Annotated in this window: 7 protein-coding genes and 2 pseudogenes; 2 read left to right on the top strand and 7 right to left on the bottom strand. The window is 31.8% G+C overall.

Features of this window, described 5'->3' with window-relative positions:
- Window positions 1–3: 3 nt before the first annotated feature.
- Complete coding sequence (locus FGK96_RS02920; RefSeq protein WP_138081181.1) at window positions 4–1917, bottom strand: ABC transporter ATP-binding protein; 1914 nt, start codon at window positions 1915–1917, stop codon at window positions 4–6.
- A 116-nt stretch (window positions 1918–2033) separates the two neighbouring features.
- Complete coding sequence (locus tag FGK96_RS02915) at window positions 2034–2639, bottom strand: TetR/AcrR family transcriptional regulator (protein WP_000332326.1); 606 nt, start codon at window positions 2637–2639, stop codon at window positions 2034–2036.
- A 392-nt stretch (window positions 2640–3031) separates the two neighbouring features.
- On the opposite strand from FGK96_RS02915, the gene FGK96_RS02910 reads away from it, so the two are divergent.
- Both FGK96_RS02910 and FGK96_RS02905 read left to right on the top strand, forming a co-directional pair.
- Entirely contained in the window at window positions 3032–3391 is a 360-nt protein-coding gene (locus FGK96_RS02910; RefSeq protein WP_138081179.1) for a plasmid mobilization protein, read from the top strand.
- A pseudogene (locus FGK96_RS02905) lies at window positions 3392–4721 on the top strand (relaxase/mobilization nuclease domain-containing protein).
- Between the two features lie 2 nt (window positions 4722–4723).
- Here FGK96_RS02905 and FGK96_RS02900 read toward each other — a convergent pair.
- From FGK96_RS02900 to FGK96_RS02880, 5 genes and pseudogenes are all read right to left on the bottom strand, one after another.
- Entirely contained in the window at window positions 4724–7291 is a 2568-nt protein-coding gene (locus FGK96_RS02900; RefSeq protein ID WP_138081177.1) for a DEAD/DEAH box helicase, read from the bottom strand.
- Between the two features lie 170 nt (window positions 7292–7461).
- Window positions 7462–8499: pseudogene (locus FGK96_RS02895) on the bottom strand (ORF6N domain-containing protein).
- Window positions 8489–10036 (bottom strand): recombinase family protein, encoded by a 1548-nt coding sequence (locus FGK96_RS02890; RefSeq protein WP_138081175.1) that lies wholly within the window; start codon window positions 10034–10036, stop codon window positions 8489–8491. Before FGK96_RS02890 ends, FGK96_RS02895 begins: the two are co-directional and overlap by 11 nt.
- Window position 10037: 1 nt before the next feature.
- Entirely contained in the window at window positions 10038–11720 is a 1683-nt protein-coding gene (locus tag FGK96_RS02885; protein ID WP_138081173.1) for a recombinase family protein, read from the bottom strand.
- Entirely contained in the window at window positions 11721–13391 is a 1671-nt protein-coding gene (locus FGK96_RS02880) for a recombinase family protein (RefSeq protein ID WP_138081171.1), read from the bottom strand.
- Window positions 13392–13506: the final 115 nt, after the last annotated feature.

Below are 13506 nucleotides of genomic sequence, written 5' to 3'. Positions count from 1 at the left end.
ATTCTACTCCTTTCCTAAATATTGTTTCCAAAGGCTTGCATAGTGTGGTTCTTTCATAAGTTCATCGTGTTTACCCTTAGCTATAATTTTACCTTTGTCAATTAAGATTATTTGATGCGCCTGCTTAATTGTATTTAATCTATGAGCAACCATAACAAGATTTTTTCCCTTTACAAGATGAGATAACGCTTCTTGAATTAGCGCTTCATTTTCTGGATCGGCATATGCTGTTGCCTCATCTAAGACGATTGTTGATGCAGGCTTCAAAATTGCTCTGGCAAGAGTTATTCGTTGCCTCTCACCACCTGACATCGCTCCACCTGCTTCCCCTCCTTTAGTGTCATACCCTTCGGGAAGTTCCATAATAAAATTATGACAATGCGCAGCTCTTGCCGCCGCAATAATTTCATCCTCACTCGCTTGAGGTTTGCCAAGCCTTATATTATCCCTAATACTCACGTCGAATAAAAAATTATCTTGTGATACAAAAGAAATTTCTTCTGCAAGCTGTTTAAATGAGATTTTATTTGTATCCACACCGCCAATAGAAATTGTCCCCGATGACTGATCCCAAAAACCTGCTAAAAGCTTTGCAATGGTGGATTTTCCTCCTCCTGAAGGTCCTACAAGTGCAGTTACTTCTCCAGGTTTTGTTTCAAAAGAAATGTTATGCAATACCTCAGTTCCATCATGATAAGAAAAACTTACATTATCAAACGTAATTCCCTTATTCTTGTCTATATCAACTTTATTTTTTGAATCAGGGCGTTTTTGAACAGGCATATCAATGAGTTCTTGTATGGATATCCAAGTATTGGAAGCCATTTGGAAGAGTTCAAAGCTCATCATGATTGCAAAAGTCTGTGGAAGAATACTAATAGGCAATATAAGTGATAAAATCAGAGTTTCTATACCTATTTGTCCGTTCCCATATAAATAAAAAGCTAAAGGCATACTAACTATCTGCGGTGTCATCATTGCCGCAGTCATCAGTGCTTTGCCAAACCAACTTTGTTTCCACCACTTCATAGTAGAGAAATGATAGAATTTTACTGCGTCTGCAAATTTTCCATAAGAAACTTTATCTTGTGCAAAAGCTTTGATTACAGGAATCCCACGAACATATTCAGCACTTCTGTCCGCAACATTAGCATAACTTGATAACCACACAACCATCCTGCTACGATACTTGTACATCATAGTAGCCATTCCGATAAAAGCAATTGGCAATGGCACAAATATTGATAATCCTATACGCCAATCTAATAAAAATAAAATTATTATACAAAGTATCGGATGTAAAAGTTTGCTAGGTAACTCTGGCATAATATGCGCTACCCAATCTTCCATATCCGCTACTCTATCCATGATAATCACCTTAATTTTGCCAACAGGATTGTCGACCAAGTAACCCATTGGAATTACCTTCAATTTTTCAAATAAAGTCTGTCTAAGTTTTGCAAGTATAGAAAATGATATTTTATGTGAAATGGTTGTACTAAATCCTGTAAATATAAAATAAAGCAGCAATGAACCTATTGCCAAAAGAGCATATTTAAGAAGTACATCAAAATCTACAGGATTATCTCCTGAATTTTTTATTAACCACCCTGCCGCATACGCACTGAAGAAATAAGTAGAAAAACTAAAAAGCTCTCCAATACAAGCAAAAATAACAGAAAGTCGCATCTTATTCTTATACTCCGGAGCTACACTCATAAGCGCTTTATTTAATTCACCTATACTTATTTTGGGTTGTTTTTCACTTTGTTCAACATCACTTTCAATTCGTTGCATAATCTCACTAGGAACATCAAGATTTAGACTTTCTATTTCTTTTACTAAATTTTCATTTCCCTTAGACTGCTTGATTCCCGGAGTAGAATCAAGCAATTCATTATTATGTTTTTTCTTCATTAACCTATCTCCTTTCAGTTAGCAATCACTAACCATTGACTATAAAAAATTCTATTGGTCATATCATAGCTAATAATGAGCATCTTAACTGGACTTACATAGAAATATCAATTATTTTATAAAACCTTATTATATCCCTCTCCATTTTCTAATATGCAAATAAACATTTTTTCTAAAATTTTTCTATTTTTTTTAAAATTTTCTCTAGCTTCAAGAACATCAGAGCCAAGAATCATTGCATTAACAAAATCTGTTATAAATTGAAATGTATCGCAATTAGTTAACCAATTTGGAGTATCTCCAAAAATTTTCTTTAAACTTTCTTTTGCTTGCTCTTGCAACTCAACAAAAATTTCATTAAGTTCAGGCTTTCTTTTTTTTGCAATTAAAAACTCAATGTAAAGCGGCATATAAGGATTTTCATCAATCACTTTATCCACCAATTCTTTTGCTATAAACTCTACACTAGCAATTTGTTTTTTTATTCCAATATGTTCTTTGATAATTTCACTTCTATACTCATTACCAAAGATCATAATATCTTTAAAAATTTCAATGACACTTCCATAATAGTGGTAAACTCCCCCTTTAGATAAACTTGTACCAGCAATAATGTCTTCCATAGTTGTCTTTTCAAAGCCTTTTTCTAGGATAACCTTAGTCGCTGAATTCATAATTTCTTTTTTTCTTTCCATTTCGCTCAATCTTTTAGCGGCACACATTTTTCCTACCTCCTTACCGACGTATTCGTCGGTAATTTATATTATATACCAGTTAGCCTCGTCTAACAAGTCTTTTGATAATTATTATCATAAAATAAGGCAGAAAAATTCTACTTTGCCTCCAACGCTTATCTTTAGCTTAATTTTAATTATTCTCTAAACTTTTAATATCTTATTTCTCATCTTAATAAGAATTAAAAGTTTTTATAAATAGTTTATAAATCACGCTGACTTTATTTCTCTATTTTGCTTTTGTAGCAAGCACAGTAAGTGTATACCCACTTACGAAAAATCGATGAAGCAGCCCCTCGTGGAGTTGCTTCTTTTTTTCAATTTTTAACTTGTTAGAGCGTACCCTAAGACCCCAGATTTTATGAAAGGAAGTAACAAACATGGCAAATAGAATTAGAAATGTTCAGCTGAAGATAAACTTAACAGAAGAAGAAAAAGCACTTTTTGAAAAGAAAATGAAGATGGCAAAGTGTAAAACAATGAATTATTTTCTAAGAAAAGTGGTATCCGAATCAGATATTTATGTTGTCGATTTACAGCCCTTTAGGGGAATACAAGGACTGCTTTTTAGGTATGCAAGTAGTATCAACCAAATTGCAAAACGAGTTAATTCTACTGGTGTTATCTATAGCGATGACATCAAAGACATGCAATCGCAAATTGACCATATATCAAAAGAAATATGGCAGATACATTCTCTACTACTCAGTAAAACTACCGACAAAGGAGATGACATATAAATGGCAATCACAAAAATACATCCTATAAAATCCACTCTTAACCTCGCTATCGCCTATATAACAAACGAAGAAAAGACTGACGAAAAAATATTGGTAAGCACAAATAAGTGCTTTGCTTCTACTGCCCATACTGCTTTTATGAAGACTAGAGAAGATAATAAAGTTAATGGAGCTGTACTTGCAAGACACCTCATTCAGTCATTTACGCCAGGTGAAACTACGCCAGAAATGGCACATCAAATCGGAATGGAACTTTGTAAAAGAATACTTAAAGATCAGTACGAGTTCGTACTTACTACCCATATAGATAAAGGGCATATCCATAACCATATCATCTTCAATAATGTAAATATGGTTACAGGCAAGTGCTACCAGTCAAATAAAAAAAGTTATCATCAAATTAGGTATCAAAGCGATAAATTGTGTAAAGAAAATAATCTATCTGTTATTGATGAGTTCTATGAAACTTATAGAAAGAAATATAAGACTAATGGTAAGTCATGGTATGAAAATGACCAATTCAAGAAAGGTACCTCTTGGAAAAGCAGGCTTCAATTTGATATTGATAGAGCTATTAAACAATCCAATGATTGGGATGATTTTCTAAAGAAAATGACTACCCTTGATTATGAAATCAAGTATGGAAAGCACATTGCGTTTAAGCACAATGACAAAGAAAGATTTACAAGAGCTAAGACTATTGGAGAAGATTATACTGAGGATAAATTAAAAGAGCGTATCCTAGATAATGCGAATCAAAGAACCTATACTGTTAAAAAGCGTGTAGGAAATATTATTGATATTGCAAATAATGAAAAGATAAAATCAAACAAAGGTTATGAGTATTGGGCTACAAAACATAATTTAAAAACTGCAGCCGATACTGTTCTTTTGATGCGTGAAAAAGGATTTAAGTCTATATCCCATCTTGATGAATACATTAAAGAGAGTGCATTAAAAAGACAAGATTTACAGGATCAAATCAAAGTTATTGATAACAAGATTTCAGTTCTATCAAATACTATGGAACAAATTCATGCCGTAAAGGAGTATCGCCAAATCTATCTGGAATATAAGAAAGATCCATCTGATAAGGCTTTTTTGAAGAACATAAATCAGAAATAACACTATATGAAAATGCCATTTCAAATATAAAAAAATCTTACTCAAAACTTCCAAAATCTAAGGATATTCTAAAAGAGCTTGATTCATTTCATAAAAAAAGAATACTCTAATGCAAGAGTATTCTTCTGCAAAATCCGATATGAAAGAACTGTATCAGATCAGAAAAAATTATGAGAAATATATGGGTAAGGAGATAGAGAGGTAACTCTACTTATCCGCCTCCTCAAGCAAATTATCTAAACCACTAACAAATGTATCCAATTTATCATCTCTTAGATATTGAAAAAAGATTTCATAATCATTAGGACTTAAAAAATGAAATATATATTTTTCATTAATGCCACTATCTATTAGCTTTTGATTCAATAAAGAAAAATGCTCTTTAGCAGCCTTATATTTACCCTTATTCTCTGGCGAATTGTCCCCATCATCTTTAATTTCTATAAACAAATAGATATTTTCACTTTTATCTAATTTGATGATAAAATCTGGATTAAATGTCCCAACTTTAGTGTGAGAATTCAATTTATAAGAATATTCTATACTGTAGAATCCCATATCCCTTGATTTTACCCAAGATTTAATTTTTTGAGCGTTTTCATTTTTAAATAAATATTTTTTCAAAAATTTGTATTCTGGATCGGCACTAGCAATCACAGTATTCAATGGAGTCTTAAAATCATAATAATTTATTTCAGTATAAGCTTTTTTAGGGAAATTTTCATCTTCTACAAATTTCTCAACTATCACTTTCTGTTCTTCACTTGGCATTTCATCTTTGTATTTATCAGTATAGAAAAACATAGAATCTGCTGATCTAAATGATGAAATCCCTCGTGTTTCATTTCTCATGTCTTCAGTATTAATATCAATAAATTCTGTTGATTTCACTGAATTTATTACAGTCTTGCTTCTTGTTCTAAACAAAGTCGAAAAAGCTGTAAAAATCTTATTTGCATTCTCCTCTATGAGAATATCTCTCGTAATACCAGCACTTTTCATAGATTTTCTAATAATAGATTCAATTTTATCACGTGGAGGTAAATTTTCTTTAGAGTAAACTACATCATCACCCAATCCCAGAATTTTTGTCTCCCAATCCCTCAATCTAAATTCGTGGTATATTTTATCTATAACTTGATTAATCGTTTTAGTTCTAAGTTTGATATTATATTCAATATTTCTACTTTTGCCAGTCAAAAGATTTTCATATTCAGTTTCTTTTTTAGATTGCAAAATTTGACTTTTTAGTTTTATACCTTCCTCCCATGATTTAGCATAATTTAAACGAGTCGAATCTGTATTAATTTCCTTCTCCTCTTTGTCATATGATAAATTTTTTACAACAAAATGATATTTATTTCTATCTCCATTGTATTTTACTGTACTTATAATTCTTGTTTCAATTTCTAAAACTTCATTAACTAATGACTTTATATTTTTGCTCCAACTATCATGATTAAACACTGTTACTGATGGTTGAGGATTAGAATATTCCATTGGAATTCTAAGTCCCCTGCCCAAAACCTGTGCTATTAAAAGCTTGGAATTAAATGCTCTATCTTCCCAAGGCACAATTTGAAAAACATTTTTAACATCCCAGCCTTCTGTAAGCATACTCACAGATACAATCCACTCAAAAGAATTTTCTTTATTATCAATGAAATCTAACATGCCTACGTTAGCCCTGTGTTTTTGATCTGAAGTTACGATTAAAACTTTCCTTTCGGCAACTTCTCTTGTTATTTTTTCAAAATCGCATAGAAAATCCAAAAAATCTTCATATAAATTTTTTGCACTTGATATATCTTTTGTAATAAGTATAGATATAGGCTTAATATTTGGGTATTTTCTTTTATTTGATTGGTGGTTCTCTCTTATTTTTTGAAATTTATATTCTCTATCTCCAGAAACATCATCTTTTTGTACATAGTCAATAGTCTTTACAATTCTATCATCTATTGCACTTCTTAAAGAATACCTATAAATAACATCATTAAAATACTCATCTTCTAAATATGCAGTTCCCGTAAATCCTAAAATATACTTAAATTTATAATCTTCCCTTAATAGAAACTCCTTCCATTTTTTTATATCATTTTCACTTGTACTATTGAATATATGATGAGATTCATCATTCAATACCAGCGTATCTTCTCCACCATTTTTGAAACTATCTTTAATCGATGAGCCAGTTGTTTCATAAACAGCATGAATGTTTTCAACACAAATATCTCCTTCACAGATAGTAGAATCGGCACTTATAATTCTCGCTGTTGTTCCAGTTAATTCTTCTGGTATTGCATTTCTTAGGTCAGCATTTGATGATAATTCTTCAAATTTCTTTTTTAGCCCTTTTTCAATAGTTAATGAAGGGCATAAAACCAAAACTCTCTTTACTATTTTTTCCGCTAATAGGATTTGAGCAATAGCAAATATTACATACGATTTTCCTGTTCCTGTTGCCAAATCAATATTGGCAAATAGTTTATTTGGTATTTGTAAATTTGAAATATAATCTTCTATAGTCAAATACTTCTTACATAATTCGGAATTGCTATTATAATTTTCTTTAACAACATCTGCTATAGTGGAATACATCCCAGAAGCTAAATAGATTAAAGAGCTTCTGATAGCATCCTTTTGGTAATCTCTATTCCCACATAAAACATCTAAATAATTTTCCCACTTATCTAAATCTAACTTAGACTTATCGTAATTCTTATTTACCTTAAGGATTAAATCTTTTTGATTAAATACAACCTTATTTTCCATAACTACTTCTCCTTCGATAATGTCACCGTTACATCATTTCCATATATATCAGTAAATATAAATACTGTTTTTTCGCCTAATAGCTTTGTTGGTATACTCCATTCAATTCCACCCTTGTGTCAAGTATTGGATACATCTTTTTTCTATTTCTAATCAAATAAATCTATACCCTATTTTAACTTTAATATAGGGTTTTTCAAAAGCTTATTTATTAAATCTGTATAAATCATTTGATCTGCAACTTCCAATATGCTTGTGATTTTTTGACCCACATCTTTAGAGGATGCTCCACAATGATATATACTTTGATTATCTGTATTCCAGTCAATGATAATGTATCTATCGTGAAATGCTCTGCCGGACTTCTGAAACTTGATATTGACATGAGGATACTCCCTGCAAAAATCTTGATATTCAAGAGTATGAAGCCCTTTACCTATATTATCGCTGAAAATAATTATTTCTACTGAAGAATCTATATCTTTTAATAACACCAGCGTTTTCACTCCGATATAGTTATCTACAATATAAATACTCTTTTTCGCTACGCTATAAATGTCCTTGTAAGCGAGATTTGCCTCAATAGGCTGTCCATTTAACAGTAAAAATCCATATTTTAAAGAAGGATTACTGAGGTCAAGAATCAACTCAGATAGCTCTGATTTATGAACGACATTACTTAAAGTATTCACTACATCCGCCACCTGTTCTTCCACATCTCTCAAATCTCGTCTTAAATCCTACATTTCTACAACATTGCTTGTAATCTGCATGGAAAGTTGTAAAAATTCTCTTTTACCTATCAAGCCCTGATTTTCTAAAATATAGTCTTTCATTTGCTTGAAAGTACGAATGAGAGCTTTACTCTGTTTTACTGCAAGTTCTCCTTTTAGAACTGTCATTAACATATAAATCCCTTGTTCTGTAAAGGCAAAAGGTAAATATCTTCTACCTCCTGAACCGGCTTCAGATTTTGAGGTCAATTTTTTTGACCTCAAAATTTCCCATTCATCTTTTGTAAGTTGAAATCTAAAATCATCATCAAATTTCTCAATATTATTCTTAACTTGCTGATTAAAGGTCTTTGTTTCATACCCATAAATTTCTGCAAGTTCATAATCAAGCATAACTTTTTGCCCTCTGATTATATAAATTCTACTTGCAAGAAGTTCTTGATTTACAATCATCATTTCACCTTTATTGTCCATCTGCATACTCACTTTCTTTAAATTTCCAAACTATCTCAATCTTATCTTTGTCATAAATATATATCTTTTCTATGACTTCATTGATCCAGTCTAAAACAAGCTCTCCTTTTGATGCCGCTTCTCTTATTTTATCAACATTTAAGTTATGCCCTGAAGCAGTATTTTTCTTTATCTTATCTTCTACGATAGATATTTCCTGTTCTATACTTTGGATTTTCTTGGTAAAAACTGCTTTTTGAAAGAGATATGTTTCCTTATCCGTAACTCCCTGCTTATGCTTTTCATAAAGCTGCATTTTAGATACCTGCAATTTTTGTTTCTCATCTTCTAATTTTCTTTTTCTATCCAGCAAGTTCTCACAAATACTTTCCTGAATCCTATACTCAATAGCTCTCATTTGCTCTTGTTCAAGGAAATGCTCTGTATAAAGCCTTATTTCTTCAGCTACAATCTTTTCAAGTATTGATGCCTGTATCTTTCCTTTCATGCAACCACAATCTTTTGCTTTATACCTATATGGACAGCAATATCCATCTGTTTTGCCATAATGAACGGTATAAGCCATTTTATGATGACATTTACCACAATAGACTATATCTTGAAGGATATGGAAGTTTTTCCGCTCTCTGCTAATATTTTTTTCATTGCGATTTAACAGCTCTTGAACTTTACTAAAATTCTCTTTAGGAACGATAGCTTCGTGCATATCTTCTCGTATAATCCATTCCCTTTCATCTATCCATTTCTTACTATCAGAGCCAACTTCCTGTACCCTTGTCTTTCCACCAACAATTGCACCCGTATAAACTCTTTGCTTTAAAATATATCTAACGATTTGCCCCGTCCAGATTCCACTTCCTCTTTTTAATCCAATATGCTTTGCGGGAGTTAAAATTTCTCTTTCATTGAAATCTTTGGCGATAGAAAGCATACTATCTCCAGCTAAATATCTTTCAAATATTTCTTCAACAATATGTCTTACTTCTTTATCGACAATCAAATGGTGATGATCTCTTTCATCTTTTACATATCCGTAAGGAGCTTTTGAACCGAAGTAATAACCTTTATCTTGTCTCACTTTTACAGATGAACGCATTTTCTGTGAAATGTCTTTTGAATAGTAATCATGGGTAAGATTTCTAAACGGAACATCTAAACCGACAACTCCATCTTCATTGTTGTTACTATCATAATTATCATTAACGGAAATAAATCGAACTTGCATAAAGGGAAATATCTGCTCAATATATGCCCCCGCTTCAATATAATCTCTTGCAAAACGAGATAAATCTTTTACAAGAATTGTATTTACTTCATTTTCCTTAACAAGCTCAATCATTTTTTGAAAAGCTGGACGATTAAAATTTGTTCCGGTATAACCATCATCTATATGTTCTCTTACCTTAACGCCTGTAAATTCATCTCTTGAGTTGATGTAATCTTTTAGAATCGCCCTTTGTGAGATAATGCTGTTACTCTCATCCTTGTAATCTCCATCCTCCAAAGATAATCTTAAGTAAAAATCTACTGTATTCATATCAGCACCTTTTTACCTTTCCACCAAGTTTTTCTCTAACCACAGACTTCTCTTCAAAATTAAACTTGATTTCTATGCTATTATCTTTTCCGATAAATATCTTATCTATAATGGCAGTTACAAAATCCTTATCCCATTTCTTGTTTTTTCCCTTGATAAGAGCTTCAAGATACTTATGCTGTTCCTGAAGTTTGAATTTTTCTTCATCATAAGTTGATATTTGCTTTTCCTTGAAAATCTCCAATTCTTTCTTACTTTGATTGAGGTTATCTTTCTCTTTTTCAAAAGTTTCTTTTGTCCATTCTCCCAAAACATACTTTTCATAATATTCACTTTGAAGCCTGCTAAGTTTTGTATATTTCCGGTTGATCTCAGTGAGTTCCCTATCACTCTTTCTATCAAGTTCTCCTATTACTTTCTCATAACCCTTTAAGTATTCTTTGTAGCTTTTACCGTTATTTAAAAGGATTGCATCAAAAGCTGCCTTAACAGTTTTTTCAAGAGTGGTTTCCGTAATAGCCACTCCACATTTTTCTGTTGTAAATTCTTGAAACCTATTGCAACTAAAATAAAACACGGATTTTTTACCACTTTGTTGCCTGTGAACGCTCATTCTCTTTTTGCAAATCCCACAATAAACTTTTCCTCTAAAGACCGTATCATCTTTAGAATGAGCATTTTTCTGTCTGCTATTTCTAATCTGACTCGATTTTGTGGAAATTACCGCCTGCACCTTTTCAAAAGTATCTATTGAGATAATGACTTCATGGGCATTTTCTGTTACTGTCCAGTGTTCTTCACAAAGTCTTTCTCTCTTTTTTCCCTCATATAAATGCTTTTGATTTCTTCCTTGAATTAAAGTCCCTGTATAAACACGATTTTTAAGCACTTGTAAAACCGTAGTTGGATTCCAAATTCTAACAGGCTCATCATTATCGGCTATGGCTTTTTTGTATTTTCGATAATCCGTAGCAACATAGACTTTTCTTTCATGTAGCAGCTTTGAAATTTCAAGTGTACTAAGTCCTTTTAAGTACGATTCAAAGATGTCCTTAACAATGGGTGCCGTACTTTCATCTATATACAATCTTCTTATTCCATTCTCGTCTTTTCGTGCCGTATACCCATAAGGCGCTGACCCACAGATAAATCCACCTTGCTTGATTCGTATCTGATGAGATGTAGATACTTTCTTTGAAATATCTTTCGCATAGCCCTCATTAACAAGATTCTTCAAAATCACTTCAAGCGATTTATTTGGGTCTTCCATATGAAAAGTATCAAAATTATCATTAACAGCAATAAATCTTACATTGAGAAATGGAAATATCTTCTCAATAAAATTCCCAAGCTCAATATAGTTTCTTCCAAAACGAGATAAGTCCTTTACGACAATACACTCAATTTTTCCCTGTCTGATTTCATCCATCAATTTATCAAAGTCCGGTCTTTCAAAATTCGTTCCGGTCTTTGAAATATCCTTATAGACAGCAGCCAAGCTAAGATCATCATTCTTTTGGATATACCCCTCGCAAAGAGCAATCTGATTTTCAATGGAATCACTTGGCTTCTCTTTCTTATCTCTTGAAATTCTGGCATAAATAGCTGTTTGAAAACTGTTTAAAGGTTCAATCCTTACTTTATTTTCTTCTGCTGACATTCTCCTGTTTGCGGTTCTTGCCATCTACACCACCTCCCTGATTCTTTCTTGTGTTTGAAGTGGGTAGCTATTTAATTTATCAAATATATCTAAAGTTTCATCGTAGTTAAAATGAATTTCTATCCTTTGATTTTCCAAGACATATATTTTATCTATTAACCTTACAAGAAGTCCTCTTTCTAAAGTATTGATATTTTTATACTTCTTAATTTCAGAAAAGAAGTTCTGATTACCTATACTCTTTTTATACAGCCTTGCAATTTCTTTATCCTGTCTTTCTAAAATCAGCTCGCTTTCTACAATACGATTGGTATAAAACTCTCTCATATCGTAAAATTCTTCTTCAGAAATAAGACCTTCTTTTAAATCCTGAAACAAGGATGATTTTAAAAGCTCAAACTTCGCTTTACTTTTTTTCGTATGTTCTTGTCTTTTATCTATTTTTTTGAATAATTCATAAGAGATTTCCATTTCTCTTACTTTTTCAGAAATAACTTCGTATTTCCCAAGCGAGTTTATATAGTGACGAATGGTTTCAAGAACCGTCTTTTTCAGTTCTTCCTGCTTAATAGAGTGCCTGCTGCATGACTTCCCCTTATTATACATAGAGCAAATATAGTAGATTGTAGGATTCTTTCCTCTTCTATCTACTTTCTTTGTCATTTGTGAATTACAATCCTTACAAAATAAAAGTCCGGAAAATATATCTGCCTTTTCACCTATATTTCTTGCCTTTATGTCGCATTTTAAAAGTTTCTGCACAATCTCGAAATCATTGGTATCAATAATTGCCTCGTGGTTATCTTCAATTTCAATCCAATCACTTCTATCTTTAGAAACAACTTTATCAAGCTTATAGTTTACCTTCTCTCTTTTCCCTTGTTGAAGCGTTCCAATATAGATTTCATTGGTTAGAATGCGATTAATAGCAGGTGTATCCCACTTAGCAACAGCTTTTGTACTAAAGCCTGTCTTATACCTAATCCCCTTTGATTTCTTGTATTCCATAGGAGATAATATTCCATTATCATTTAAGTGTTTTGCAATAGAAAATGAACTATAACCCTCAAGCTTCATAGTAAAGATTTTTTGCACTACATACTCTACTTCTTTATCTATTACAATTTTGTGCTTATCTTCTTTATCTTTTTCATAGCCATAAGGGGTGTAGTTTGATATAAACTGTCCTTGTTTTCTCTTGACCTTGCAAACACTTCTTACCTTTGCAGATGTATCTCTACAATAGTTATCATTGATAAAGTTCTTAAAAGGAATAACTAAGTTCTTTTCCGTTTCACTTGCTGTAAAGCTGTCATAGTTGTCATTTAAAGCAATAAACCTCACATCAAGAGAAGGAAATACTCTTTGTAAGTATCTTCCGCTATCAATATAATCTCTTCCAAATCTCGATAAGTCTTTTACAATAATACAGTTAATATTTCCAGTAATGACATCTTCCATCATTGCCTTAAAAGCCGGTCTTTCAAAGTTTATTCCTGAATATCCATCATCTATATATTCTTTTGCAAGTTCCATATCTTGCTGATTAGCAATATAATCTTTTATTTGTAACCTTTTATTAGAAATACTATTGCTCTCTACCTTGAAATTTTTGTCATATTTTTCATCGTCCTGAGATAATCTAAGATACATCGCCACCTTAAAACTATTTACATTTAAAGTATTTTTAGACATAACAAAACCTCCAAATCATTCATTATTTTTCCAGAGAAAAATATGATAACTTGGAGTTCTCAGCACATATTAAATTGCATCCCTATATATTTATATAGTATAGCACATTTAAACA

Origin of the sequence: Streptococcus porcinus, assembly GCF_901542335.1 — a bacterium.
Classification (GTDB): Bacteria; Bacillota; Bacilli; order Lactobacillales; family Streptococcaceae; genus Streptococcus; species Streptococcus porcinus_A.
Note: the sequence above shows the minus strand (reverse complement) of the source record. Positions and strands in the feature narration are given on the sequence as shown.

Coding starts and splice junctions, on each gene's coding strand:
- FGK96_RS02900 (WP_138081177.1), bottom strand. CDS start 7,291: ATGGAAAATAAGGTTGTATTTAATCAAAAAGATTTAATCCTTAAGGTA.
- FGK96_RS02885 (WP_138081173.1), bottom strand. CDS start 11,720: ATGGCAAGAACCGCAAACAGGAGAATGTCAGCAGAAGAAAATAAAGTA.
- FGK96_RS02880 (WP_138081171.1), bottom strand. CDS start 13,391: ATGTCTAAAAATACTTTAAATGTAAATAGTTTTAAGGTGGCGATGTAT.
- FGK96_RS02910 (WP_138081179.1), top strand. CDS start 3,032: ATGGCAAATAGAATTAGAAATGTTCAGCTGAAGATAAACTTAACAGAA.
- FGK96_RS02890 (WP_138081175.1), bottom strand. CDS start 10,036: ATGAATACAGTAGATTTTTACTTAAGATTATCTTTGGAGGATGGAGAT.
- FGK96_RS02915 (WP_000332326.1), bottom strand. CDS start 2,639: ATGTGTGCCGCTAAAAGATTGAGCGAAATGGAAAGAAAAAAAGAAATT.
- FGK96_RS02920 (WP_138081181.1), bottom strand. CDS start 1,917: ATGAAGAAAAAACATAATAATGAATTGCTTGATTCTACTCCGGGAATC.